This window comes from Pseudomonas sp. EU05-FHT14B02 (assembly GCF_058791055.1).
This window is the reverse complement of record NZ_JBYTDD010000019.1, coordinates 57,941-81,777: the sequence shown is the minus strand read 5'-3', so window position 1 is coordinate 81,777 and position 23,837 is coordinate 57,941. Positions and strand designations below refer to the sequence as shown.

The 23,837-nt window shown below is 59.9% G+C and carries 26 protein-coding genes and 1 pseudogene; 15 read left to right on the top strand and 12 right to left on the bottom strand.

Features of this window, described 5'->3' with window-relative positions:
- The first annotated feature begins 300 nt into the window (after nt 1–300).
- From AC3WTM_RS18265 to cysG, 6 genes are all read left to right on the top strand, one after another.
- Complete coding sequence (locus AC3WTM_RS18265; RefSeq protein ID WP_102670531.1) at nt 301–2,712, top strand: DNA translocase FtsK; 2,412 nt, start codon at nt 301–303, stop codon at nt 2,710–2,712.
- Between the two features lie 65 nt (nt 2,713–2,777).
- Nucleotides 2,778–3,401, top strand: coding sequence for an outer membrane lipoprotein periplasmic chaperone LolA (gene lolA, locus AC3WTM_RS18260; protein WP_102670530.1), 624 nt, complete (start codon nt 2,778–2,780; stop codon nt 3,399–3,401).
- 161 nt (nt 3,402–3,562) lie between these two features.
- Nucleotides 3,563–4,885: a replication-associated recombination protein A gene (locus AC3WTM_RS18255; RefSeq protein ID WP_102670529.1), complete on the top strand. Its 1,323-nt coding sequence runs from the start codon at nt 3,563–3,565 to the stop codon at nt 4,883–4,885.
- A complete protein-coding gene (gene crcB / locus AC3WTM_RS18250; RefSeq protein WP_056723806.1) occupies nt 4,885–5,259 on the top strand; it encodes a fluoride efflux transporter CrcB in 375 nt (124 codons plus the stop codon). Before AC3WTM_RS18255 ends, crcB begins: the two co-directional genes overlap by 1 nt.
- Nucleotides 5,260–5,275: 16 nt before the next feature.
- Nucleotides 5,276–6,556 (top strand): serine--tRNA ligase, encoded by a 1,281-nt coding sequence (serS, locus tag AC3WTM_RS18245; RefSeq protein WP_057714175.1) that lies wholly within the window; start codon nt 5,276–5,278, stop codon nt 6,554–6,556.
- On the top strand, nt 6,557–7,951 hold the full coding sequence (gene cysG, locus AC3WTM_RS18240; protein WP_102670528.1) for a siroheme synthase CysG: 1,395 nt from the start codon (nt 6,557–6,559) through the stop codon (nt 7,949–7,951).
- A gap of 115 nt (nt 7,952–8,066) precedes the next feature.
- Here cysG and AC3WTM_RS18235 read toward each other — a convergent pair whose 3' ends face one another.
- The 9 genes and pseudogenes from AC3WTM_RS18235 to AC3WTM_RS18195 all read right to left on the bottom strand — a co-directional run bounded on the left by AC3WTM_RS18235 (nt 8,067) and on the right by AC3WTM_RS18195 (nt 12,481).
- Nucleotides 8,067–9,068, bottom strand: coding sequence for a glutathione S-transferase family protein (locus AC3WTM_RS18235; RefSeq protein ID WP_102670527.1), 1,002 nt, complete (start codon nt 9,066–9,068; stop codon nt 8,067–8,069).
- 91 nt (nt 9,069–9,159) lie between these two features.
- Entirely contained in the window at nt 9,160–10,161 is a 1,002-nt protein-coding gene (locus AC3WTM_RS18230) for a glycosyl transferase family protein (protein WP_102670526.1), read from the bottom strand.
- Complete coding sequence (locus AC3WTM_RS18225) at nt 10,158–10,493, bottom strand: TusE/DsrC/DsvC family sulfur relay protein (protein ID WP_046037873.1); 336 nt, start codon at nt 10,491–10,493, stop codon at nt 10,158–10,160. The genes AC3WTM_RS18230 and AC3WTM_RS18225 overlap by 4 nt, the downstream gene beginning before the upstream one ends.
- Complete coding sequence (gene tusB / locus AC3WTM_RS18220) at nt 10,490–10,783, bottom strand: sulfurtransferase complex subunit TusB (protein WP_102670525.1); 294 nt, start codon at nt 10,781–10,783, stop codon at nt 10,490–10,492. Before tusB ends, AC3WTM_RS18225 begins: the two co-directional genes overlap by 4 nt.
- On the bottom strand, nt 10,783–11,145 hold the full coding sequence (gene tusC / locus AC3WTM_RS18215) for a sulfurtransferase complex subunit TusC (RefSeq protein WP_102670524.1): 363 nt from the start codon (nt 11,143–11,145) through the stop codon (nt 10,783–10,785). The genes tusB and tusC overlap by 1 nt, the downstream gene beginning before the upstream one ends.
- A gap of 1 nt (nt 11,146) precedes the next feature.
- The gene (tusD, locus tag AC3WTM_RS18210) at nt 11,147–11,539 is read right to left on the bottom strand and encodes a sulfurtransferase complex subunit TusD (protein ID WP_102670561.1); all 393 of its coding nucleotides are present in this window, start codon (nt 11,537–11,539) and stop codon (nt 11,147–11,149) included.
- A gap of 83 nt (nt 11,540–11,622) precedes the next feature.
- Nucleotides 11,623–11,749: pseudogene (locus AC3WTM_RS18205) on the bottom strand (DUF1275 domain-containing protein); the annotation flags it as partial.
- 134 nt (nt 11,750–11,883) lie between these two features.
- Complete coding sequence (locus tag AC3WTM_RS18200) at nt 11,884–12,213, bottom strand: DUF6388 family protein (RefSeq protein WP_102670523.1); 330 nt, start codon at nt 12,211–12,213, stop codon at nt 11,884–11,886.
- Between the two features lie 19 nt (nt 12,214–12,232).
- Nucleotides 12,233–12,481 carry a hypothetical protein gene (locus AC3WTM_RS18195; protein ID WP_008015571.1) on the bottom strand — a complete coding sequence of 83 codons (249 nt, stop codon included), beginning with the start codon at nt 12,479–12,481 and terminating at the stop codon, nt 12,233–12,235.
- Between the two features lie 146 nt (nt 12,482–12,627).
- Between AC3WTM_RS18195 and AC3WTM_RS18190 the strand changes: the two genes are divergently transcribed.
- The gene (locus AC3WTM_RS18190; RefSeq protein WP_102670522.1) at nt 12,628–12,978 is read left to right on the top strand and encodes a hypothetical protein; all 351 of its coding nucleotides are present in this window, start codon (nt 12,628–12,630) and stop codon (nt 12,976–12,978) included.
- 134 nt (nt 12,979–13,112) lie between these two features.
- Here the strand turns inward: AC3WTM_RS18190 and AC3WTM_RS18185 are convergent, their stop codons facing one another.
- Nucleotides 13,113–13,535 carry a GNAT family N-acetyltransferase gene (locus AC3WTM_RS18185; RefSeq protein ID WP_102670521.1) on the bottom strand — a complete coding sequence of 141 codons (423 nt, stop codon included), beginning with the start codon at nt 13,533–13,535 and terminating at the stop codon, nt 13,113–13,115.
- A gap of 146 nt (nt 13,536–13,681) precedes the next feature.
- On the opposite strand from AC3WTM_RS18185, the gene AC3WTM_RS18180 reads away from it, so the two are divergent.
- Complete coding sequence (locus tag AC3WTM_RS18180; protein WP_102670520.1) at nt 13,682–14,119, top strand: hemerythrin domain-containing protein; 438 nt, start codon at nt 13,682–13,684, stop codon at nt 14,117–14,119.
- Between the two features lie 66 nt (nt 14,120–14,185).
- On the top strand, nt 14,186–14,779 hold the full coding sequence (locus tag AC3WTM_RS18175) for an NUDIX domain-containing protein (RefSeq protein ID WP_102670519.1): 594 nt from the start codon (nt 14,186–14,188) through the stop codon (nt 14,777–14,779).
- Here the strand turns inward: AC3WTM_RS18175 and AC3WTM_RS18170 are convergent, their stop codons facing one another.
- Entirely contained in the window at nt 14,780–15,292 is a 513-nt protein-coding gene (locus tag AC3WTM_RS18170) for a methylated-DNA--[protein]-cysteine S-methyltransferase (RefSeq protein ID WP_102670518.1), read from the bottom strand.
- Between the two features lie 137 nt (nt 15,293–15,429).
- Between AC3WTM_RS18170 and ggt the strand changes: the two genes are divergently transcribed.
- Both ggt and AC3WTM_RS18160 read left to right on the top strand, forming a co-directional pair.
- Nucleotides 15,430–17,157, top strand: a complete 1,728-nt coding sequence (gene ggt / locus AC3WTM_RS18165; RefSeq protein ID WP_102670517.1) for a gamma-glutamyltransferase — start codon at nt 15,430–15,432, stop codon at nt 17,155–17,157.
- Nucleotides 17,158–17,226: 69 nt separating this feature from the next.
- On the top strand, nt 17,227–17,760 hold the full coding sequence (locus AC3WTM_RS18160; protein ID WP_102670516.1) for a cysteine hydrolase family protein: 534 nt from the start codon (nt 17,227–17,229) through the stop codon (nt 17,758–17,760).
- Between the two features lie 42 nt (nt 17,761–17,802).
- Here the strand turns inward: AC3WTM_RS18160 and AC3WTM_RS18155 are convergent, their stop codons facing one another.
- On the bottom strand, nt 17,803–18,708 hold the full coding sequence (locus tag AC3WTM_RS18155) for a LysR family transcriptional regulator (RefSeq protein ID WP_102670515.1): 906 nt from the start codon (nt 18,706–18,708) through the stop codon (nt 17,803–17,805).
- Between the two features lie 199 nt (nt 18,709–18,907).
- Between AC3WTM_RS18155 and AC3WTM_RS18150 the strand changes: the two genes are divergently transcribed.
- From AC3WTM_RS18150 to AC3WTM_RS18135, 4 genes are all read left to right on the top strand, one after another.
- On the top strand, nt 18,908–20,407 hold the full coding sequence (locus AC3WTM_RS18150) for a purine-cytosine permease family protein (protein WP_102670514.1): 1,500 nt from the start codon (nt 18,908–18,910) through the stop codon (nt 20,405–20,407).
- A complete protein-coding gene (locus AC3WTM_RS18145; RefSeq protein WP_102670513.1) occupies nt 20,404–21,246 on the top strand; it encodes a nitrilase-related carbon-nitrogen hydrolase in 843 nt (280 codons plus the stop codon). Before AC3WTM_RS18150 ends, AC3WTM_RS18145 begins: the two co-directional genes overlap by 4 nt.
- 87 nt (nt 21,247–21,333) lie before the next feature.
- Nucleotides 21,334–22,395 carry a helix-turn-helix transcriptional regulator gene (locus AC3WTM_RS18140; protein ID WP_102670512.1) on the top strand — a complete coding sequence of 354 codons (1,062 nt, stop codon included), beginning with the start codon at nt 21,334–21,336 and terminating at the stop codon, nt 22,393–22,395.
- A gap of 82 nt (nt 22,396–22,477) precedes the next feature.
- On the top strand, nt 22,478–23,635 hold the full coding sequence (locus tag AC3WTM_RS18135) for an RHS repeat-associated core domain-containing protein (RefSeq protein WP_102670511.1): 1,158 nt from the start codon (nt 22,478–22,480) through the stop codon (nt 23,633–23,635).
- The last annotated feature ends 202 nt before the right edge of the window (nt 23,636–23,837 follow it).

Genomic DNA, 23,837 nt, shown 5'->3' with positions numbered 1-23,837 from the left:
ACCTCATAAGCCTTTGTCACCAAAGAGAATGCATGCTCAAATTGAATGGCATGTCATGTGCTGTTGACTATGCTGCATCCAAGGGTCTCAAGCATGGCGTCGTGCGCACAAACCCGTACAATGCCTTGCGTGTTACATATATTCAGTGTGCGCCGTGTTTATAAAAACCGGAGTGCAGTGTTAAAAGTAGTCCCGGTTACACGTGTTAACTTTATTACCTGCCTGGATTGGGCAGTTTTTTCGCGGTTTTTATAGACATTCACCAGATGGACGCGCCATTGGCGCAGGAAAAGAAGCGTTTTGAAGAAATCCACCGCAGCACCTAAACCAGCCGTCGTGCCGCTCTGGCGCCAGCACTTGCACTACCGACTCAAGGAAGGTGCGCTGATCGCCATCGGTGCCTTGTGCCTGTTCCTGATGATGGCCTTGTTGACCTATGGCAAGGATGATCCGGGCTGGAGTCATAACAGCAAGATCGACGACGTGCAGAACTTCGGCGGGCCAGCGGGCTCCTACAGCGCCGATATCCTGTTCATGGTGCTGGGTTACTTCGCCTACATCTTCCCGTTGCTGCTGGCCATCAAGGCGTACCAGATCTTCCGCCAGCGTCACGAACCGTGGCAGTGGAGCGGGTGGCTGTTCTCCTGGCGCCTGATTGGCCTGGTATTCCTGGTGCTGTCGGGGGCTGCGCTGGCCCATATCCATTTTCATGCCGCGACCGGTCTGCCGGCCGGTGCCGGCGGTGCGCTGGGGGAAAGCCTCGGCGAACTGGCCAGGAACGCCCTGAATATCCAGGGCAGCACGCTGTTGTTCATTGCCTTGTTCCTGTTTGGCCTGACCGTGTTTACCGACCTGTCGTGGTTCAAGGTGATGGACATCACCGGCAAGATCACCCTCGACCTGTTCGAGCTTTTCCAGGGCGCCGCCAATCGCTGGTGGGCGGCCCGTATCGAGCGCAAACAGCTGGTTGCCCAGTTGCGTGAAGTCGACGACCGTATGGATGAAGTGGTTGCGCCGACCGTCACCGACAAGCGCGAGCAGGCCAAGGTCAAGGAACGCCTGATCGAACGTGAGCAAGCCCTGAGCAAGCACATGTCCGAGCGCGAGAAACAGGTGCCGCCGGTGATTGCGCCCGCGCCGCCAAAGCCCGCCGCACCGAGCAAACGCGTCGAGAAAGAGAAGCAGGCGCCGCTGTTCGTCGACAGCGCCGTGGAAGGCACCTTGCCGCCGATTTCGATTCTCGATCCGGCGGAAAAGAAACAACTCAATTACTCGCCTGAATCCCTGGCTGCGGTTGGCCACTTGCTGGAAATCAAGCTCAAGGAATTCGGCGTTGAAGTCGCAGTGGATTCGATCCACCCGGGCCCGGTGATCACCCGTTACGAAATCCAGCCGGCCGCCGGGGTAAAAGTCAGCCGAATCTCCAACCTGGCCAAAGACCTGGCCCGTTCCCTGGCCGTGACCAGTGTGCGCGTGGTGGAAGTGATTCCGGGCAAGACCACGGTCGGTATCGAGATTCCCAACGAAGATCGGCAGATCGTGCGTTTCTCCGAGGTGTTGTCGACTCCGGAGTACGACAACTTCAAATCCCCGGTCACCCTGGCCCTGGGTCATGACATCGGCGGCAAGCCGGTCATCACTGACCTCGCGAAGATGCCGCACTTGCTGGTCGCCGGTACCACCGGTTCCGGTAAGTCGGTGGGTGTGAACGCGATGATCCTGTCGATCCTGTTCAAGTCTGGCCCGGAAGACGCCAAGCTGATCATGATCGACCCGAAAATGCTGGAACTGTCGATCTACGAAGGCATTCCGCACCTGCTGTGCCCGGTTGTCACCGACATGAAGGACGCCGCCAACGCCCTGCGCTGGAGCGTTGCCGAGATGGAGCGACGCTACAAGTTGATGGCCAAAATGGGTGTGCGAAACCTGTCGGGCTTCAACGCCAAGGTCAAGGAAGCCCAGGACGCCGGCGAGCCGTTGAGTGATCCGCTGTACAAGCGTGAAAGCATCCACGACGAAGCGCCACTGCTGCAGAAACTGCCGACCATCGTGGTCGTAGTCGACGAATTCGCCGACATGATGATGATCGTCGGCAAGAAGGTTGAAGAACTGATCGCCCGTATCGCGCAAAAGGCTCGTGCAGCCGGTATCCACTTGATCCTTGCGACCCAGCGTCCGTCGGTGGATGTGATCACCGGTCTGATCAAGGCCAACATTCCGACCCGCATGGCGTTCCAGGTCTCGAGCAAGATCGACTCGCGGACCATCATCGACCAGGGCGGTGCCGAACAACTGCTGGGCCATGGTGACATGCTCTACATGCCGCCGGGTACTAGCCTGCCAATTCGAGTTCACGGTGCTTTCGTGTCCGACGATGAGGTTCACCGTGTGGTGGAAGCCTGGAAACTGCGGGGTGCGCCGGAATACAACGATGACATCCTCAATGGCGTCGAAGAGGCGGGCAGCGGCTTTGAAGGCAGCAGCGGTGGCGGCGACGGTGATGATCCCGAGGCCGATGCGCTGTACGACGAAGCGGTCCAGTTCGTGCTGGAAAGCCGTCGTGCCTCTATTTCCGCGGTTCAGCGCAAGCTGAAGATCGGTTACAACCGCGCTGCGCGCATGATCGAAGCCATGGAAATGGCCGGGGTCGTGACGTCCATGAACACCAACGGTTCGCGTGAAGTCCTGGCCCCGGGGCCGGTGCGCGACTGACCCGAGTATGAAAGGGGGGCGCATTTTGCGCCGCCCGCACTCCCACGAATGTTATGAGGACTCCCATGCGTCTGATCCGCATGCTGTTGCTGCCGGTACTGGCCTTGACCACGCTCCAGGTTAACGCCGATGACAAGGACGTGGCGCGCCTGACCCAACTGCTGGAAAAATCCCAGACCCTGACCGCACGTTTCTCGCAACTGACCCTTGATGGCACGGGCACCCAATTGCAGGAAACCGCCGGCGAGATGTCCCTGCAGCGTCCGGGCCTGTTCTATTGGCACACCGATGCGCCCGCCGAACAGACCATGATCTCCGATGGCAAGAAAGTCACCTTGTGGGACCCGGACCTGGAACAGGCCACCATCAAGAACCTTGACCAGCGCCTGACCCAGACCCCGGCCTTGCTGTTGTCCGGTGACGTGTCCAAGATCAGCCAGAGCTTTGACATCAGTGCCAAGGAAGCCGGCGGCGTGATTGACTTCACCTTGAAGCCCAAAACCAAGGACACCCTGTTCGACAGCCTGCGCCTGTCGTTCCGCAACGGTCTGGTCAATGATATGCAACTGATCGACAGTGTCGGCCAGCGCACCAATATCCTGTTCACCGGCGTGAAGGCCAACGAGCCGATCCCTGCGTCCAAGTTCAAGTTCGATATTCCCAAGGGCGCGGACGTCATCCAGGAATAAAACGCCGGACCTCTGTAGGAGCGAGCTCGCTCGCGATGAATCTGAGCGCGCCGCTGGGTGTCAGGTTGCCAGCGTTATCGTTGAAGACCATCGCGAGCGAGCTCGCTCCCACAGGAATTGTGTTGATTGGCATCAGGCCCAGTGAGGTTTCACAAGTAGCCATGGATCTGTTTCGCAGCGCTCCCATCGCCCAGCCCCTGGCCGCCCGTTTGCGCGCGACCAATCTGGACGAGTACGTCGGTCAGGAACACGTGCTCGCTCGCGGCAAGCCCTTGCGCGAAGCGCTGGAGCAGGGTGCTCTGCATTCGATGATTTTCTGGGGGCCGCCGGGCGTGGGCAAGACCACGCTGGCGCGATTGCTCGCGGAAGTCTCGGATGCGCACTTCGAAACGGTGTCGGCGGTGCTCGCCGGCGTGAAGGAAATCCGTCAGGCGGTGGAAATCGCCAGGCAGCAAGCCGGGCAATACGGCAAGCGCACCATCCTGTTCGTCGATGAAGTGCACCGTTTCAACAAGTCCCAGCAGGATGCGTTCCTGCCCTATGTCGAAGACGGCACGCTGATTTTCATCGGCGCCACCACCGAGAACCCCTCGTTTGAATTGAACAACGCTTTGCTCTCGCGGGCTCGGGTCTATGTGCTCAAGAGCCTCGACGAAGCGGCTCTGCGCAAGCTGGTCCACCGTGCGCTGACCGAGGAGCGTGGGCTTGGCAAGCGCAACCTGACCCTCAGCGACGAAGGCTTCCAGATGCTGCTGTCCGCCGCCGATGGCGATGGCCGGCGCCTGCTGAATCTGCTGGAAAACGCCTCGGATCTGGCCGAAGACAACAGCGAGATGGGCACCGACCTGCTGCAAAGCCTGCTCGGTGACACCCGCCGACGGTTCGACAAGGGCGGCGAAGCGTTCTACGACCAGATTTCCGCCCTGCATAAGTCGGTGCGCGGCTCCAACCCCGACGGCGCGCTGTACTGGTTTGCGCGGATGATCGACGGCGGTTGCGACCCCTTGTACCTGGCCCGGCGCGTGGTGCGCATGGCCAGCGAAGATATCGGCAATGCCGATCCCCGCGCCCTCAGCCTGTGCCTGGCGGCCTGGGAGGTGCAGGAGCGCCTCGGCAGCCCCGAAGGCGAGCTGGCAGTAGCTCAGGCGATCACCTATCTGGCCTGCGCGCCAAAGAGCAACGCGGTGTACATGGGCTTCAAGACGGCATTGCGCGCCGCCGCCGAGCACGGTTCGCTGGAGGTACCGCTGCACCTGCGCAACGCGCCGACCAAGCTTATGAAACAATTGGGCTACGGCGATGAATACCGTTATGCCCACGACGAGCCGGACGCCTATGCCGCTGGCGAAGACTATTTCCCGGAAGAACTCGACCCGATCCCGTTCTATCAGCCCGTGCCCCGTGGCCTGGAGTTGAAGATCGGCGAAAAACTCAATCACCTGGCGAAACTCGACCGTTTAAGCCCAAGGCAGCGGAGAAAATAGTGCTTCCCTTGATCGTTGCGGTTTCCGTCGGCGGGATGGCCGGCACGTTGTTGCGCTTCGCCACGGGCAACTGGATCAACGCGAATTGGCCGCGGCACTTCTATACCGCGACGCTGGCCGTTAATATCGTGGGCTGTTTGCTGATCGGCGTTCTATACGGTCTGTTTTTGATACGCCCGGAGGTGCCCATCGAGGTGCGTGCCGGGTTGATCGTTGGCTTCCTCGGGGGGCTGACGACTTTTTCATCCTTTTCACTGGATACGGTGCGCTTGCTGGAAAGTGGGCAAGTGCCGCTAGCCCTGGGCTATGCGGCGCTCAGCGTATTCGGCGGGCTGCTTGCCACCTGGGCCGGCCTGTCCTTGACCAAACTTTGATAAACGAGAAACCGACATGCTCGATTCCAAACTGTTACGTAGCAACCTTCAGGACGTAGCGGACCGCCTGGCATCCCGTGGCTATACCCTGGATGTTGCGCGCATCGAAGCGCTGGAAGAACAGCGCAAGACCGTCCAGACCCGCACCGAAGCACTGCAGGCTGAACGTAATGCGCGCTCCAAATCCATCGGTCAGGCCAAGCAGCGCGGCGAAGACATCGCGCCGCTGATGGCGGACGTCGAGCGCATGGCGGGCGAATTGAGCGCGGGTAAAGTCGAACTGGACGCGATCCAGACCGATCTGGACTCGATTCTGCTGGGTATCCCCAACCTGCCGCACGAATCGGTGCCGGTCGGCGAAGACGAAGACGGCAACGTCGAAGTGCGCCGCTGGGGCACCCCGACTGCCTTCGATTTCCCGGTTCAGGACCACGTCGCCCTGGGCGAGAAGTTCGGCTGGCTGGACTTCGAAACCGCCGCCAAGCTGTCCGGCGCCCGTTTCGCCCTGCTGCGCGGCCCGATTGCCCGTCTGCACCGCGCCCTGGCGCAGTTCATGATCAACCTGCACGTCACCGAGCACGGCTACGAAGAGGCCTACACGCCTTATCTGGTCCAGGCCCCGGCGCTGCAAGGCACCGGCCAGCTGCCGAAGTTCGAAGAAGACCTGTTCAAGATCGCGCGCGAAGGCGAAGCCGACCTGTACTTGATCCCGACCGCCGAAGTGTCGCTGACCAACATCGTCGCCGGCGAAATCGTCGATTCGAAACTGCTGCCGATCAAGTTCGTCGCCCACACGCCGTGCTTCCGTAGCGAAGCCGGCGCATCGGGCCGCGACACCCGCGGCATGATCCGCCAGCACCAGTTCGACAAGGTTGAAATGGTGCAGATCGTCGAGCCATCGAAATCCATGGAAGCGCTGGAAGGCCTGACCGCCAACGCCGAGAAAGTCCTGCAATTGCTGGAACTGCCTTACCGCACCCTGGCGCTGTGCACCGGCGACATGGGCTTCAGCGCGGTCAAGACCTACGACCTGGAAGTGTGGATCCCGAGCCAGGACAAGTACCGCGAAATCTCGTCGTGCTCCAACTGCGGCGACTTCCAGGCCCGCCGCATGCAAGCGCGTTTCCGCAACCCGGAAACCGGCAAGCCGGAACTGGTACACACCCTGAACGGCTCCGGTCTGGCGGTGGGCCGTACCCTGGTCGCGGTGCTCGAGAACTATCAGCAGGCCGACGGTTCCATCCGTGTACCTGAAGTCCTCAAGCCCTACATGGGTGGCCTTGAGGTCATCGGCTAAATGAACTATCTGCCGCTGTTTCACAACCTTCGCGGCAGTCGTGTGTTGGTCGTCGGCGGGGGGGAGATTGCCTTGCGCAAATCCCGCCTGCTGGCCGATGCCGGTGCGCTACTGCGGGTGGTTGCACCTGAAATCGAAGCGCAATTGCGCGAACTGGTTGCCGGCAGCGGTGGCGAGTGCCTGTTGCGTGGCTACGCCGAGGCGGATCTGGACGGTTGCGGGTTGATCATTGCCGCCACCGACGACGAAACGCTGAACGCACAAGTCTCCGCCGATGCCCATCGGCGTTGCGTGCCGGTCAACGTGGTGGACGCGCCAGCCCTGTGCAGCGTGATCTTCCCGGCGATCGTCGACCGTTCTCCGCTGATCATCGCGGTGTCCAGCGGCGGCGATGCGCCGGTGCTGGCACGTTTGATTCGCGCCAAGATCGAAACCTGGATTCCTTCTACCTACGGTCAATTGGCCGGGCTGGCTGCGCGATTCCGTCATCAGGTCAAAGGCCTGTTTCCGGATGTGCAGCAGCGTCGGGCGTTCTGGGAAGATGTTTTCCAGGGCCCGGTTGCCGATCGGCAACTGGCTGGGCAGGGCGGTGAAGCCGAGCGGTTGCTCCAGGCGAAAATCGATGGTGAGGCGCCAGTGGCGACCGGTGAAGTCTATCTGGTGGGTGCAGGGCCAGGTGATCCCGACCTGCTGACGTTCAAGGCATTGCGTCTGATGCAGCAAGCTGACGTGGTGCTGTACGATCGTTTGGTGGCACCGGCGATTCTCGAACTGTGCCGTCGCGACGCCGAGCGGGTTTACGTCGGCAAGCGCCGAGCCGATCACGCGGTGCCGCAGGATCAAATCAACCAGCAATTGGTGGATCTGGCCAAGCAAGGCAAGCGTGTGGTGCGATTGAAGGGCGGCGATCCGTTCATCTTCGGTCGTGGTGGCGAGGAGATCGAAGAACTGGCGGCCCATGGCATCCCGTTCCAGGTCGTGCCGGGGATCACGGCAGCCAGCGGTTGCGCGGCCTATGCCGGGATTCCGCTGACACACCGCGATTACGCGCAGTCGGTGCGTTTCATTACCGGCCACCTCAAGGACGGCTCCAGCGATTTGCCATGGGCCGATCTGGTCGCCCCAGCGCAAACCCTGGTGTTCTACATGGGGCTGGTGGGCCTGCCGATCATCTGCGAGCAGTTGATCAAGCATGGTCGCGCCGCCGATACCCCGGCGGCGCTGATCCAGCAGGGCACCACGGTCAATCAGCGGGTGTTTACCGGCACCCTGACGGACCTGCCACGACTGGTGGCAGAGCATGAAGTGCATGCGCCGACCTTGGTGATCGTGGGTGAAGTGGTGCAACTTCGCGAGAAACTGGCGTGGTTCGAAGGGGCTCAGGCGCAGGTCTGAGACCGAGTTGCCCTCATCGCGAGCAAGCTCGCTCCCACAGGGGATTTGTGAACGACACAAATCAATTGTGGGAGCGAGCTTGCTCGCGATGGGGCCTTCAAAACCTATACAAATCTCAAGCTCTGCGCCAAACCCCTTTCCCACTCAACCGCTCCCGATCATGGGGCGCGGTGAAGTCCTGCGCCGGCCCTTTCGGCACCACACCCGTCGGGTTGATGGTGCGGTGGCTGGCATAGTAGTGGTTTTTGATGTGGGTGAAGTCGACGGTCTCGGCAATCCCCGACCACTGGTAAATCTCCCGCAGCCAGTTCGACAGGTTCGGATAATCCGCAATCCGCCGCAGGTTGCACTTGAAGTGCCCGTAGTACACCGCATCGAAGCGAATCAGCGTGGTGAACAGGCGGATGTCCGCTTCGGTCAGGTACTCGCCCGCCAGATAGCGGTTGGCGCCCAGCAGCAGCTCCAGTCGGTCCAGCTCGGCAAACAACTCATCGAACGCTTCTTCATAAGCCTGTTGCGACGTGGCAAACCCGGCGCGGTACACGCCATTGTTCACCGCCGGATAAATCCGCTCGTTCAGCGCATCGATCTCTGCGCGTAGCGGCGCCGGGTAGAAGTCCAGGTCGTTACCGGTCAAATCGTCGAAGGCACCATTGAACATGCGGATAATTTCCGATGATTCATTGTTGACGATGCGTTTGAGCCGTTGGTCCCACAGTACCGGTACGGTGACGCGACCGGTGTAGTCGGCAGTGTCGGCGGTGTAGCGCTGGTGCATGAAGTCGAAGTGGTCGAGCTTGTCGCCGGTCGACCCCAGGTGCTGGTCGAAGGTCCAGCCGTTTTCCAGCATCAACCAACTGACCACCGAAACGTCGATCAGGTTTTCGAGGCCTTTTAGTTTGCGCAGGATCAGTGTGCGATGGGCCCACGGACAGGCCAGGGACACGTACAGGTGATAGCGCCCGGGTTCGGCCGCAAAACCACCGACGCCGGTCGGTCCCGGCTTGCCGTCAGCGGTCAACCAGTTGCGACGCTGCGCCTGTTCACGCTGGAAAGCGCCGTCTTTGCTGCTTTCGTACCACTTGTCCTGCCAGCGGCCATCCACTAACAATCCCATGTTCAAGACTCCCGAAACCCATAATTGATGGAGTCGAGTCTATTCCGATGAGTTCGAACAAAAAGCGCAAAGATCGGGCGCAAATGATCGGTTAAATCGATTTGTTGCGAGCGGCCCAGTATTGTTCGGCGGTTTCGAAGGCCTGTTCGCGGCTCTGTCCGAGGCCACGCAGGGCCAAGGCCATGGTCGAGATCAGGGCCATTTGCGGGTAGCTGTCGACCACGTCGCCACGCCACACCGCTTTCAAATGCTCAGGATCAAGCGAGGCGGGTTTGACATGACGCTGCGCGGACAACTGCGGCCATTCCTCATCCCAGCTCTCGCCGCCGGTGGTGCCGTACAGGTGGCTGTCGGCGTCCGGGTTGATCTCGATTTCGCCGCCATCGCCCTTGATCACGATGGCGGTATCACCGAGCAGTCCGCTGGCGTCGCGATGCACGGCCTGATAACCCGGGTGGAAAATGCTCTGCAGGCCACAACGGGCGCCCAACGGATTGAGGATCCGCGCCAGGGAGTGGATCGGCGAGCGCAGGCCGAGGGTATTGCGCAGGTCGATCATCCGCTGCAGCTGCGGTGCCCAGTCCACCAGCGGCATGAAGGCCAGGCCACCGTTATCCAGGGCCGAGCCGACCTGTTGCCAGTTGCGGCACAGCGGGATGTTCAATTCGCCCAGCAGTTGCTCGGTGTATAGGCGACCGGCCGTGTGGGCGCCGCCGCCGTGCATGAAAATCCGCACGCCGTTTTGCGCCAGGCACTTGGCCGCCAGCAGATACCATGGCAAGTGCCGCTTCTTGCCGGCATAGGTCGGCCAATCCAGATCCACTGCCATTGCCGGAGGATTCAGGCGTTCGCGCAAGGCTTCGGTGAAGCCTGCCATCTCCTCTGCGCTTTCTTCCTTGTGCCGCAACAGCATCAGGAAGGCGCCGAGCTGGGTTTCCTCGACCTTTTCATCGAGCACCATGCCCATGGCTTCGCGGGCCTCGACCCGGGTCAGGTCACGGGCGCCGCGTTTGCCTTTGCCAAGGATCCGTACGAACTGGGCGAACGGATGTTCGGCGGGCGTTTCGAGTGTCAGTGCTGGGTAATCGGTCATAAGCAATTCGTCGGTTTGGGCAGGCCCGCCAGTTTCGCGGCGAGTTTGGCGGGAGTGCCTTTGAACAGTCGGTTCAGGTGCAGGCTGTTGCCTTTTTCCGGGCCGAGTTTCAGGGCGGTGTACTTGATCAACGGGCGGGTGGCCGGTGACAGCTGGAATTCGGCGTAGAAACTGCGCAGCAGTTCGAGGACTTCCCAGTGTTCGGGCGTCAACTCGATGTCTTCGGCAGCAGCCAGGGCACTGGCCACATCGGCGGACCAGTCACTCAGTTCGACCAGGAAACCGTCCTTGTCCAGCTCGATGGCGCGGGCGCCGACCGTCAATGCATTCATAGCCAACTGTTGACCTTGTCGTAGCGAATCGACAGTTCGACGAAGGCCGGGTAATCGATGGCCTCGGCCCAGTCTGGAACCGCAAGCGCACGGGCCTGGGCATCTTCGGCCAGGACGAACAACTTCATGCCACGGGCGCTGAGCGCAGTGAACGGCGCGGTGCCGGGTTGCAACGCATAGGCCGCATCACCGGACAGCAGCAAGCCGTCGTTGGCGCCGATCACGCGCAGGCAACTGGTCAGGCGTTCGTCGCCGAACGGGGAATGAGACAACACATGCAAAGTTGACATCAGAGGGTGATCACCTGGTCGTAACGGTCAATGAGGGCGGTGATTTCGTGGGCGGCCAATACCCGGGCTTCTTCCAGCGACAGTTCGTTCGGGTCCAGGCCGCGCCGGGTGATGCTGTCGCCGCAGACGAACAACTCCTCGACACCGAACATCGGCAGGGCTTGCAGGTTGGCGCTCAGGTCTTTCTGTTGCAGGGCCTTGGCGTTCTGACCGGCGGCCAGCTGGAACACGCCGTCATCGAGAAACAGCAGGCCGATCGGCAGATCGAAAGCGCCCCCGGCCAGCACGATATCCAGCGCTTCCCGCGCGCCTGGGCCGGACCATGGCGACTGGCGGCTGATGATCAATATGGATTTGGCCATGTCATGCGCCTCCGAAACAGATCAGACGGTCGGCATCCTGCGCGGCGTCATGCAATTGGCCGAGGCCGGACAATTCCCACGGCGCGCCGACGGCTACAGCCTCGCGTTGATAGCGTCTGGCTTCTTCCTCGTTCAACACGCCACGACGCAGCGCGGCGGCGATGCACACCACGCCATCAAGTTGATGGTCACTGACAAAGGCGTGCCATTGCTTGGGCAAGTCCAGTTCATCCTGGGGCGTGACCACGCTGGCGGACGCGTTGTAGACACCGTCCTGATAGAAAAACAGCCGGACAATCTCGTGCCCGTCGGCCAGCGCCGCTTGGGCGAACAGCAGGGCGCGGCGCGAGGAGGGCGCATGGGCGGCGGAAAACACGGCGATGGCGAACTTCATGACGGACTCGATCAGCGAAACTGCCGCCATGATAATGCTTTATCGGCGGGGCGGCTAAAGTGATGTTGTCTGGGCGGGCCCAGTCAACACCAGAACCAGCGCGGCATATACCCCCAACTGCCAGCGCCGCGGGATCTTCAACGACAACTCCCCGAGTCCGGCAGCCAGCAGGCCACTGGCAAACAACGCCTTGAGTCCCAGGTGATGTTCCTGCCCAGGCGGCTGACGATATTGCCCAGGGGGTTGCCGACGATGAAGGTGGCAACGAGGATCACCAGGTGCAGGATCAACCCAAGGTCCTGGCGGTGTTGGGCAGCATCGGCGATGGCCTTCATGAACAGTGGTTACGGTTTTATCCCATTCAACTCGCAATATTCCAGCCAGTCCATGCCGGCCATTTCCGCCACTTCCCGGTGCACTTCAAGGCGCTGTGCTTCGTAGTCCCGGGGGGTGGCGGCAGTTAACTGCAACGTCAGTTCCCAAGCGAACAACTGCTGGCGTTCTGCTTCAGCTTCAAACGCTTCGTGCAGCCGTTCTTCGCGATACTGTGCCGCCGTTTCACCCTTGGCCTGGGCCAACAGCGGGTTGAGGTGGTCGAGTTCCTCGCGCAATTCGGGGCGCGCATCGAGAAACCGCTTCAGTGCCTGCTCATGTTGCTGCTCGGTTGCCGCCATGGTCGCTCCTTGGATGGGATTACGAAGACTGCTTCTTACTGGCCTTGGCCGCTGCCGCCAGGCATTCGAGGGCAAACTGTTCGGTGTAGGTCATCTGGATCGGCGTGGTTTCGCCTTTGACGGTTCTTTCGCCGTCGAGGATGTAACGAATCCGCTTGTCGGTGACGCCGATTCGCTTGGCAATCCAGGAAGGCGTCTGACCGATCTGGCTGATCAGCTTGTCGGCATATTCAGTGCTCGGTTTGTAGAACTCGGCATTAGGTGTCATCAGGTTTCCAGTCGGGTGCGATGGGGCGTTATTGGCGCGACAGGGTGCGCGAATCATTGCGCGCTGTCGCGGTATAAATGCAGTAAAGCAGAACGATATGGCCCACCGGGGTGATAAAGTCCGCTTTTTCCTGATGAGTGAATGCAATGCGAATTCTGATGGTGGCGCTGGCCGTGACGTTGCTGGCCGGATGCGCCGGCTCGGCGATGAACGAAGCCCGCGCCAAGGCCCCGTACAAGACCTTGAACTCGGAAAAACCGGGAAAAGACGTCGCCCGGTGCGTGCAGTTTTCCTGGCAGGACGAGGCCGTGTTCGGCGTCGATGCCGCTGCCTATCTGCAACCAGGGGAGAAGGGCGGAACGACCGTTTACACACGTTCGGCGGAGTCTTTCGTCGACGTGACCACCGATGCCTCGGGCACGGTGTTGAGCTACTACGCACAGAAGGACGATTTCGTGGCCAAGCGCCGCTTGGCGGCGTTGGCGACTTGCCTGTGATCTGATGCTGTTCCCCCTGTAGGAGCGAGCTTGCTCGCGAAAAAAATCGGAACGCCGCGAGGTGTCAGGCATCCAGCGTTTTCGTTGACGACCATCGCGAGCAAGCTCGCTCCTACAGGGGGTGGTATGGATCATTAGCTCAAGCGTTTCTGGAAGAAGAAGTGCTTGTGGCCCGGCGGGTAATCGGCAATGTGCCCAATCTCGCTGTAGCCGCATTTCTTGTAGAACCCAGGTGCCTGGAATTCGAAGGTGTCGAGCCACAGCCCGACGCAGCGCCGTTCCCGCGCCAGGTCTTCGGCCATCTGAATCAGTTTCGAACCCAGGCCCTGTCCCCGGGCCTGTTCCGGCACCACCAGCAAGTCGATGTACAGCCACTGGTAAAACAATCGGCCATGCAGGCCGCCGAGGATCTCGTCGTTGTCGTCGCGCACCAGCAAGGCGATGTGCTCGGGCACGTTACCTTCGGCCTTCGAGCCATTGTAGGCGCGCAAGGGATTGAGAATGGCCTGGCGTTGTTCTTCCGTGGGGTTTTGCGACAGTTCGATACGCAGGTTCATGGCTATATCCTTATGGCAGTGAAACCGCAGCCTAGCGTGGTCGCCGCGAATGTTCCATCAGCATAAAGCAGGTGGAACCGTCGCCTGCGCACAGATGTCACTCATTAGTACGCGTCATTCCAGAGTGCGACCGATGAGGACACGCCGTGAATATTTTCGAAGCCCTGCGCGAAAGCCATGAACGCCAGCGTACTTACGCCAAAGCCTTGATCCACACCAGCGGCGACAGCCCCGAACGCGTCGAGGCCTACAAACAACTCAAGTCGGAACTGCAAGCTCACGCAACGGCCGAAGAGCGGCATTTCTACATCCCGTTGATGGAGCTCGACAACGGTGTCGACCTCTGTCGTCATGGCATCGCCGAACATCACGAAATGGACGAAATGATGGAGGAACTGGACGACACCGAGATGTCCAGCCCCGCCTGGCTGGTGACCGCGAAGAAACTCTCGGAGAAAGTGCATCACCACCTCGAGGAAGAAGAGCAGAAGTTCTTCCAGATGGCCGGCAAACTGCTCAACGACAAACAGAAAGAGGCATTGGCCGGAAAGTATGAGAAGGAGTACAAGTCGCAGCTTGCTTGAGAGGGCAAGCGCTATTCTTTTTCACTTATCATGTGCCCCCTCAGACCAATAACAGGATGTGTTGTCATGTCGAACACGGCCGAACGGGTCAACATCGTCGAGTCTCAGGTGTTGTCCCACGACTGGTACCTGCTCAAGAAAATCACCTTCGATTACCAACGCAACAACGGCGAGTGGCAACGCCAGGTCCGGGAGGTCTACGACCGTGGCAATGGCGCGGCGATACTCCTGTACAACCGTGACAAGCGAACCGTGGTACTGACCCGGCAATTTCGCCTGCCGGTGTTCGTCAACGGTCACGACGGGCTGTTGATCGAAGTGGCAGCGGGGCTGCTGGAAGGCGCAGCGCCTGAAGACCGTATCCGCGATGAAGCGGAGGAGGAGACGGGTTACCGCGTACACCATGTGCAGAAGGTGTTCGAGGCGTACATGAGCCCCGGTTCGGTGACGGAAAAACTGCACTTCTTCATTGCCGAATACGACGCGAAGTCGAAAGTCAGCGACGGTGGCGGACTGGAGGCGGAAACCGAAGAGCTGGAAGTGCTGGAGTGGACGTTCGAGGACGCGCTCGAAGCGTTTTACCGTGGCGAAATCTGCGACGCCAAGACCATCATGCTGTTGCAGTATGCGGCGATGAAAAACCTCTTCGCCCAGGCATGATCAAAAGCCTGGCAGCCGTGCCGTGCCGGGCCATTGCCCACCTTCCAGCGTCAGCAACAACGCCTTCGCCTCAAGCCCACCGGCAAACCCGGTGAGCTTGCCTGACGCACCAATCACCCGGTGACAAGGCGCCACGATCGAAATCGGGTTCTTGCCATTCGCCGCACCCACCGCCCTGACCGCTGTCGGGCTGCCGATCTGTTCGGCGATCTGGCTGTAGCTGCGGGTCTCGCCGAACGGGATGGTCAGCAGCGCCGACCAGACCTTCTTCTGAAATTCCGTGCCGGCAAAATCCAGTTCCAGTTCGAAGCGATCGCGGGTGCCGGAAAAATATTCGCGTAACTGTGCAGCCGTACGCACCAGGATCGGATTGTCCGGCGCTTCGCTCATCGGACCGAGGCGCACCCGGCCGGGTTTGTCGTTTTCCCAGAGGATGGCCGCCAGTCGTGAACCGTTCGCGACCAGCTTCAACTGGCCGACCGGGGAGGCCACTGTGATGCAGGTATAGGTCATGTCAGGGGCTCGCGCGAAATTGCTGAACAGGCGTTAAGGATACCGCCTCGGCGAGGAGGCGCAATACGTAATCCCGACCATACTTGGCTACGGCTTTTGAAGCGTTTTCCTACGAAATAACAAGAAGAGACCGACTCATGAAGTACGAACCTTTTGCCAAATCGCTGATAGCGACCTCATTGGCACTCAGTTGCCTGACCGCCCATGCCGCCTCCGTGGCCCCGGCTACCGGGGAAAACGGCATGGTGGTCACGGCCCAGCACCTGGCCAGCCATGTGGGCGTGGATGTGCTGAAGAATGGCGGCAACGCCGTCGATGCGGCGGTTGCGGTCGGGTATGCGCTGGCGGTGGTCTACCCCGCAGCCGGCAACCTCGGTGGCGGCGGTTTCATGACCATTCAACTGGCGGACGGGCGCAAGACCTTCCTCGATTTCCGTGAAAAAGCGCCGCTGGCCGCCACCGCCAACATGTACCTGGACAAGGAGGGCAACGTCGTTCCCGATTTGAGTACCCGTGGCCACCTGGCCGTGGGTGTGCCGGGCACCGTTTCGGGCATGGAACTGGCGCTGTCCAAATACGGCACCAAGCCGCGCAAGGAAATCATCGCCCCGGCCATCAAGCTCGCCGAAGACGGTTTCGTGCTGGAGCAGGGTGATGTCGATCTGCTGGACTACGCCACCGACATGTTCAAGAAGGACATCAAGGATTCCGGCTCGATCTTCCTCAGCAAAGGCGAGCCGATGCAAGTCGGCCAGAAACTGGTGCAAAAGGACCTGAGCAAGACCTTGCGGGAGATCTCAGAGAAAGGCGCCGACGGTTTCTATAAAGGTTGGGTGGCCGACGCCATCGTCACCTCCAGCCAGGCCAACAAGGGCATCATCACCCAGGCTGACCTCGACAAATACAAGACCCGCGAACTGGCGCCCATCGAGTGCGACTACCGTGGTTACCACGTGGTTTCGGCACCGCCGCCAAGCTCCGGTGGCGTGGTGATCTGCGAGATCATGAACATCCTCGAAGGCTACCCGATGAAGGAGCTGGGCTATCACTCGGCCCAGGGCATGCACTACCAGATCGAAGCGATGCGCCACGCCTATGTGGACCGCAACAGCTACCTCGGCGATCCGGATTTCGTGAAGAACCCGATTGCCCATCTGCTGGATAAAAACTACGCGACCAAGCTGCGCGAAGCGATCAAACCACAAAAGGCCGCGGTATCCAGCGAACTCAAACCCGGTGTAGCGCCCCATGAAGGCAGCAACACCACGCATTACTCCATCGTCGACAAATGGGGCAACGCGGTGTCGGTGACCTACACCCTCAACGACTGGTTCGGTGCCGGTGTGATGGCGAGCAAGACCGGGGTCATCCTCAACGACGAAATGGACGATTTCACCTCGAAAATCGGCGTACCGAACATGTATGGCCTGGTGCAGGGCGAGGCCAATGCCATCGCACCGGGCAAGGCGCCGCTCTCGTCCATGAGCCCGACCATCGTCACCAAGGACGGCAAAGTGGTGATGGTGGTCGGCACTCCGGGTGGCAGCCGCATCATCACCGCGACCTTGCTGACCATGCTCAACGTGATCGACTACGGCATGAACATCCAGGAAGCGGTGGATGCGCCGCGCTTCCACCAACAGTGGCTGCCGGAGGAGACCAACCTGGAAGCCTTCACCACCAGCCCGGACACGGTGAAAATCCTCGAAAGCTGGGGGCACAAGTTTACCGGTCCCCAGGATGCCAACCATCTGGCGGCGATCCTGGTCGGCGCGCCATCCCTGGGTGGCAAACCGGTAGGCAATAATCGTTTCTACGGGGCGAACGACCCACGGCGTAACACCGGGTTGTCGCTGGGTTATTGAGGGTTGTGTCCGGAGGGGGACGGGCTTATGTTCGTCCCCTGATCCCTCGACATATCAAGGAAGGCAATCATGACCACTGCGTTGTTAATCATCGATGTCCAGCAGGCTTTGTGTTCCGGTGAGTACGAGTGCTTCGAGATTGGACGGGTCATCAACACCATCAATGACCTGTCTGCCAGGGCACGCAAGGCCGGTGTTCCGGTGGTGCTGATCCAGCACGAAGAAGAGGGTGATCTGTTTAAACACGGTGCCCCGGGCTGGCAACTGGCCGAAGGGTTGGATACATCGCCCAAGGATCATCGCGTGCGCAAGACCACTGGCGATTCGTTCTATCAGACCAACCTGCAACGGTTGTTGCCGGTACAGGACTTCGAAAGGCTGGTCATCTGCGGCCTGCAAACCGATTACTGCGTGAATGCAACCCTGCGTCAGGCGCATCAATTGGGCTACGACGTGGTGCTGGCCGCCGACGCGCACTCCACCGTCGACAATGGCAATGTCACTGCCGAAGACATCATTGCCCAACACAACAAGGATTGGGCAGATCTGAGCAGCTCGGTGGCCCGGATCGATGTGGTCCCGGCTGCTGAAATCCGCTTCTGATAACACCATTGCGCCCCCTTGTAGGAGCGAGCAGGCTCGCTCCTACAAGGGTGAACCGAAAATCTCGATCAGCTCATTGAGGAACGCACTCACCAGATCCCGCTGCCGCGCCGAATGTCGCACCGCCGCATGAAAGCTCACCTCATAGCGCAGCAGATCCGGGTTCAGCGGGTGCAACTGCCCCAGCTGTTCATGCCGGGTCGCGTAGTGTTGCGGCAGAAACCCCAGGTGCTGGCCGGACAGAATCAGTAGGGCCGCGCCGTCCATGCTGTCGGTGAGCACGGTCAGACGTTCGATGGAGGTGGGGGCCGGCATTTCCGGTAACGGATGGCTCGGCCAGACCCAGTCAAACTCGCTGACATCTTCGCGGGTCAGTGCGCCGACCTGGCCGAACAGCGGATGCGACGGTGCGCAGTAGGCAATCTGGGTTTCCGGGAACAGCGGGAAATAGTCGATGTTGGGCAAACGGTGCCAGAAGTAACCGATGGCCAGGTCGATATGGCCATTGATGATTTTTTCTTCCAGCAGCGACGACGACAACTCGGTGAAGTGGAAGTACAGCCCCTCGTGCCGCGCCCGCAAACGGGCAATGGCCTGGCCGATTTTCCTGTTCGCCACCGGGTCGATTTGCCCCAGCAAACCGATGTTGATACTCCCCGAGACTTTGCGGTTGATGTGCTGCACCTCGACCCGAAAACCTTCGGCCGCTGCCAGCAAGCGCCGGGCAGCCTCAATGAATTGAGTACCTTTGGGCGTCACGGAAAACCCACCGCGTCCGCGTTCGCACAGACGGAAACCGACCCGCGCTTCCAGCGTTGCCAGTTGCGCGCTGATCGTGGGTTGCGTGGTGTTGAGAGCGGTTTGTGCCGCCGAGATGCCGCCCGCTTCGACGACGGTCAGAAATACCCGGATCAGACGCAGATCCAGCTCCGTAACAGTTCCCAGCATGGGGGCTCCCGATTCTCGCTTACATAGATGCTGATCTATGTAAACAGTGTGCCTGCGTTATTTTACTGCCAGAACTCACGCCCTACATTGCCGTGAAACCAGCGTCATCGTCAGCTTTTTATGGAGTTTCACCTGATCTGGACGTCGTAGCGAGCTCTGTACCCACAAAAACAACAAACAACAGCATAGGAACAATCGTATGTCAGGTTCCCCAGTGACTGCGCACGCCACCGAGGCGAGCGGCGGGTTGGCCATCGAAGGCCACTCCATCGACTACATCCCGGAAAACGAACGTCACGCCAAACTCAGCAGCCAAGGGCCGTTCTGGTTCCTGGGTAACTTCCACTTCTTCACCATTTCCATCGGCTTTGTCGGCCCGAGCCTTGGCTTGTCGGCGCTGTGGACCATGCTCGCCGGTGCCCTGGGCATTATGTTTGGCACTATTTTCATGGCGTTCCACGGCTCCCAGGGCCCGGAAATGGGTTTGCCGCAGATGATCCAGTCCCGTGCGCAGTTCGGTTATCGCGGGGTGATCCTGGCGTTGATGGCGACGATGTTCGTGTTCGTCGGATTCAACGTGGTGAACATCTCGCTGATCATGAACGGCCTTGAACATGTGTTTGGCATCGACCCGACCATCGTCGCCGTGGCCGTGGTGCTGATCGGCGCACTGTTATCGATCTACGGCCACGACCTGATGCACAAGGCCTTCAAGTGGGCCTTGCTGGCGACCTTGCCGCTGTACGCACTGGTGACTATCGCCCTGATGTTCGGTGCCGGCCAGGAAGGTGTCACACCGGCGACTGATCTGGGCTTCAACTGGGTGGCCTTCGCCACGTTGTTCGCCATCGGTGCCAGCTACAACATTTCCTATGCGCCCTACGTGTCCGACTATTCCCGTTACCTGCCAAAAAACACCAGCCGGACGAAACTGATTGCGGTGGTGTTCATCGGCGCCTCGTTGTCGGGCAGCTGGATGATCGGCCTCGGTGCCTGGCTGGCACAGCAATTGAAAGCGGCGGATGCGCTGGTGGCGTTGAATCAGGTCGGCTCGTCGATGATTCCGGGGCTGGGCAATCTGCTGGTGATCGTTTCGGTGGCGGGCTTCCTGCCGATCATCGCGCTCAACACCTACAGCGCCATGCTGACGCTGCTGACCGGCGTCGACTCGATCAAAAAAATCACCCCGACACCCCGTGCCCGTGTGCTCTCGATCAGTGTGATCAGCGTCATCCTGTTGACCTGCGTGCTGTCGATCAAAGGTGACGGCATCGCTCTGCTGAACACCTTCCTGGTGTTGCTGCTGTACTTCCTCGTGCCGTGGACCGCCGTCAACCTGGTGGACTACTTCTTCGTGCGCAAGGGCCGTTATGCGATCCCGCATTTCTTCACGCCAAAAGGCATCTACGGCGCCTGGCAATTTCGCGGCATCGTTTCGTACCTGATCGGCTTCGCCGCGATGGTGCCGTTCTTCTACATCTTCAACGCAGCGGCCAACAAGGAAGTGTTCGTTGGTCCGCTGGCGCGGATGCTTGAAGGCGTGGACATCGCCTGGCTGGTAGGTCTTGTGGTGTCGGGGCTGACCTACTACCTGCTCAGCCGCTCGATTGATCTGGCCGCCGAACGCCGGGTGATCGACGCACTGAGCGAAAGCGACATCGTCGCCATGACCCATTCATCTGCGGAGACAGTGCGTTGAACAACGCCAAAAACACAGTGGTCGCCTGCTGCCAACTGGCACCGAAAATAGGCGACCTGGCCTACAACCGCACGCTCACCGAACGCGCGATTCGCCAGGCAGCCTTTCAGGGCGCGCAAGTCGTCGTGCTGCCCGAGCTGGTGCAGAGTGGCTATCTGTTTGCCGACCGCTTTGAGGCGCTGAGCCTGGCGGAAACCGTTGACGGTCCGACCTTGCAACTGTGGCAGGCCCTGGCCCGTGAGCTGAACCTGGTGATAGTCGGTGGGTTCTGCGAGCGCCTGCCCGGTGACGAATTGGCCAACAGCGCAGCGATGATCGACGCCAACGGCCTGCGCGCGGTGTACCGCAAGGCGCATTTATGGGATGCCGAAAAGGACATCTTCAGCGCCGGCGATGCGCCACCGCCCGTGGTCGAAACGCTGCATGGACGGTTCGGCATGCTGATCTGCTATGACCTGGAGTTCCCCGAGTGGGTGCGTCTTGCGGCGCTGGCCGGGGCCGAGCTGTTGTGCGCGCCGGTCAATTGGCCCGACGGTCCGCGGCCGCCAACCGAGCGCCCGGCCGAAGTGCTGCGGGTGCAGGCCAATGCCTCGGTCAACCGAATGTTCATCGCCGCCTGTGATCGCTATGGCCATGAACGTGGAGTCGGTTGGGTCCAGGGCTCGGTCATCGTCGATGCCGACGGCTACCCGTTGGCCGGGCCGGCGGAGCAGGGTGGCGAGCAGATGTTGCTGGCCACGCTGAACCTCGCCGAGGCGCGCAACAAACGCATCAGCGCCCGCAATGACCTGCATCGGGACCGCAGGCCACAGCTGTACGGGTTGCACAGCACTTTGTAACCGATGATGTCATTGCGTGCTGGACGCTCGTCACGGGCCTATGGCATCGTCGAAACCAAAGGCCATGCAGTGAACGGGAACGCAATGATGGGGGAGGGAAATAAAGTCGAGGGCGACGCAACGATGATCACGCTCAAGGCGTTCAATCATTGCGTATTGCACCTGGGCCGGCTGGCGCGGGAGAGCGGGGCGTCGCGGTTCATCGCCGATGGCCTGCAGGCATTCGGTCAGCTGGTGCCCTTCGCATCTGCCTGGTGGGGCGAAATGTCTGCACCAGGTCCTGAGGTGCCCATGCAAAGCTGGATGCATGGCAGCATCAAGCTTCCTGAATCCTTTGCCGCCGAATGGCATCCGGTGGCGGCCAACGATCAGTTCTCCTACGCCACGCTCAATCGTCCCGGTGAGGTGGTATGCGACACGGGTTTCAACGACCCTTGCGAGGCGGTCAATGATTTCGCCCGGCGCTTCGACCTCTATCACTTGATGAGCATCACCTACGAATTGCCCGAAAGCGGCCTGATGTTTTTCGTCTGCCTCTACCGGGGGCAGGATGAACAGGCGTTCGAGGAGAACGAAGCCGAGCTGTTTTTGGCGTTCTGCGATCACCTTTTCCAGCTGTGGCGGTTTCAGGTGCAGGACATGATTCGCTTCGACAGCGAAAACGGCGCGAGTGATTTTGGCGTCGCGCGCATGGACGGCAGTCTGCTCTATGTGGGGGCCAGGTTGTGCGTCGCCATCCAGCGCGAACTGCCCGGCTGGAGCGGTTCCACGCTGCCACCGGAGGTAATCGCGCAATTGTCCAAAGCCCCCTGCGTGATCCGTCTGGGCCGCTGCGCCCTGACCCTGAGCCCCAACGCCGAACACGTCATCCTGTCCCTGGAAGCACCCTCGGGCGGGGACGGCCTGGCACCTCGGGAGCGCACGGCGGCGATGCTGTTCGCCGCGGGCCACTCCTACAAGGAAATCGCCAGAATGCTCGCCTTGAGCCCGTCGACCGTGCGCACCTACCTGCGCAATTGCTACTTGCAACTCGGTGTGAAAAGCAAGGTGGAACTGGGTACGGTGTTGCGTTTATCGACTTCGCCTACGGAGGCTGTACGCCGCACTTCGGGAGCCTCAAAATCAGCAGCCGATGCCAAGGTTTACTAGCCCATCGCCCTATCAGTTCTGATAGTTACCAACTCAGATAAAACCATCAATACTCAAGCCAACCGGAAACGAGTATTGCCCCGTGTCCCCTCCAAGCGAAATTCTGTTGTGCCGTTATAACTACGACCCACTGGATAGGCTGATCGGTCAGTCGCTGGTAAGTCTCCCCGAGTGTCAGCGCTTCTATTGCAAAAGTCGTCTGGCCACCGAGGTGCAGGGAGCGATTACCTTTTCGCTATTGCAGGGCGGTGATCAGTTGTTGGCGCAACGACGACGTCAGGACCAGACGCTCGACGTCACGTTACTAGCCACTGATCAGCAACGTTCGGTGCTGTGCGCTGTCCACGCCGATGCTTTCCCAGCTATCGCTTACTCGCCCTATGGTTATCGTATTGCCGAGAATGGAGTGACCTCTTTGTTGGGATTCAACGGTGAACGGCGAGACCTGCTAACCGGGCATTACTTGTTGGGAAACGGGTACCGGGCGTTCAACCCGGTGCTGATGCGATTCAACAGTGCAGACAGTTTGAGTCCGTTTGAGAAGGGTGGGTTGAATTCCTATGCCTACTGCCTTGGAGATCCGATAAACAATAGTGATCCGACTGGACAATTCATTCTACCATCCAGGGTTAAAGCCATGGTTTCGGGCTGGGTAGCGAAAGCCAAAATGAACCTGTCGCTTGAAGTTGGAAAAAAAATATCACACGAATATCTTGTTCGACCGTCCGCTATTAAAAATCTGGGAATTGCCACGAATGCTCGTGGCGCTCGACCTGCCACAGGGCCGGAATATTTGTGGAGTAAGGCAAGGAGGGACGTTCAAAAACCTGGCTCTTCGTATCATCAATACAGCTCCGGTGTAGAACGAGAGCGAATCGTGAACCGCACGGAAGCTGGAAGATGGTTCGATGCAACACCTGGTTCTGAATTGGATGCTATTCATGCACAGCCAGATCATTCGCGACACGCCGCATTGCAGAGCGTTTATCAAATCCATTCGGATGTAAATGTTCGGAACCACCTATCTGTAGCAGCCCCCCATGTTGGCGGTGCTTTTGCAGATCCAAATCCCAACCATATATTGGCGCGAATCGAAAGTGGGTTATCGGGCGACATTCCTGGCGTAATGCCTACCGTGATGGTTCAAGAAATCAGGGATTTTTCGCGTACAGGATTAACACGCGAACAACTTTTACGTCGATTCCCTGGACACTTTGACCGGTCCCGAAGTAGAGGCTAAGCGCCCTCACTTTCCATTTCCCCTCCGCTGCCGACATTAACGCCACCCCGAGCACACCTAACCTGCTGTTTGCCGTCGACCCGCAGGTCACCCCCCGAAACCCATATGGTTATCTGATCGAGACGCTGGCTGTGGCCGACGTGATGGTCCATCATTTGGTGGATCATCTCGGCGGTGGATCAAATCGATCCGCCTGAATAGA

What these genes read in the sequence shown, in the direction of transcription:
- AC3WTM_RS18195 (WP_008015571.1), bottom strand. Translation starts at nt 12,481, where the DNA reads ATGACACCTAATGCCGAGTTCTACAAACCGAGCACTGAATATGCCGAC.
- AC3WTM_RS18230 (WP_102670526.1), bottom strand. Translation starts at nt 10,161, where the DNA reads ATGACCGATTACCCAGCACTGACACTCGAAACGCCCGCCGAACATCCG.
- cysG (WP_102670528.1), top strand. Translation starts at nt 6,557, where the DNA reads ATGAACTATCTGCCGCTGTTTCACAACCTTCGCGGCAGTCGTGTGTTG.
- tusB (WP_102670525.1), bottom strand. Translation starts at nt 10,783, where the DNA reads ATGTCAACTTTGCATGTGTTGTCTCATTCCCCGTTCGGCGACGAACGC.
- ggt (WP_102670517.1), top strand. Translation starts at nt 15,430, where the DNA reads ATGAAGTACGAACCTTTTGCCAAATCGCTGATAGCGACCTCATTGGCA.
- AC3WTM_RS18255 (WP_102670529.1), top strand. Translation starts at nt 3,563, where the DNA reads ATGGATCTGTTTCGCAGCGCTCCCATCGCCCAGCCCCTGGCCGCCCGT.
- AC3WTM_RS18200 (WP_102670523.1), bottom strand. Translation starts at nt 12,213, where the DNA reads ATGGCGGCAACCGAGCAGCAACATGAGCAGGCACTGAAGCGGTTTCTC.
- lolA (WP_102670530.1), top strand. Translation starts at nt 2,778, where the DNA reads ATGCGTCTGATCCGCATGCTGTTGCTGCCGGTACTGGCCTTGACCACG.
- AC3WTM_RS18175 (WP_102670519.1), top strand. Translation starts at nt 14,186, where the DNA reads ATGTCGAACACGGCCGAACGGGTCAACATCGTCGAGTCTCAGGTGTTG.
- tusD (WP_102670561.1), bottom strand. Translation starts at nt 11,539, where the DNA reads ATGAAGTTCGCCATCGCCGTGTTTTCCGCCGCCCATGCGCCCTCCTCG.
- AC3WTM_RS18155 (WP_102670515.1), bottom strand. Translation starts at nt 18,708, where the DNA reads ATGCTGGGAACTGTTACGGAGCTGGATCTGCGTCTGATCCGGGTATTT.
- AC3WTM_RS18190 (WP_102670522.1), top strand. Translation starts at nt 12,628, where the DNA reads ATGCGAATTCTGATGGTGGCGCTGGCCGTGACGTTGCTGGCCGGATGC.
- AC3WTM_RS18140 (WP_102670512.1), top strand. Translation starts at nt 21,334, where the DNA reads ATGGGGGAGGGAAATAAAGTCGAGGGCGACGCAACGATGATCACGCTC.
- AC3WTM_RS18235 (WP_102670527.1), bottom strand. Translation starts at nt 9,068, where the DNA reads ATGGGATTGTTAGTGGATGGCCGCTGGCAGGACAAGTGGTACGAAAGC.
- tusC (WP_102670524.1), bottom strand. Translation starts at nt 11,145, where the DNA reads ATGGCCAAATCCATATTGATCATCAGCCGCCAGTCGCCATGGTCCGGC.
- serS (WP_057714175.1), top strand. Translation starts at nt 5,276, where the DNA reads ATGCTCGATTCCAAACTGTTACGTAGCAACCTTCAGGACGTAGCGGAC.
- AC3WTM_RS18160 (WP_102670516.1), top strand. Translation starts at nt 17,227, where the DNA reads ATGACCACTGCGTTGTTAATCATCGATGTCCAGCAGGCTTTGTGTTCC.
- AC3WTM_RS18225 (WP_046037873.1), bottom strand. Translation starts at nt 10,493, where the DNA reads ATGAATGCATTGACGGTCGGCGCCCGCGCCATCGAGCTGGACAAGGAC.
- AC3WTM_RS18185 (WP_102670521.1), bottom strand. Translation starts at nt 13,535, where the DNA reads ATGAACCTGCGTATCGAACTGTCGCAAAACCCCACGGAAGAACAACGC.
- AC3WTM_RS18150 (WP_102670514.1), top strand. Translation starts at nt 18,908, where the DNA reads ATGTCAGGTTCCCCAGTGACTGCGCACGCCACCGAGGCGAGCGGCGGG.
- AC3WTM_RS18170 (WP_102670518.1), bottom strand. Translation starts at nt 15,292, where the DNA reads ATGACCTATACCTGCATCACAGTGGCCTCCCCGGTCGGCCAGTTGAAG.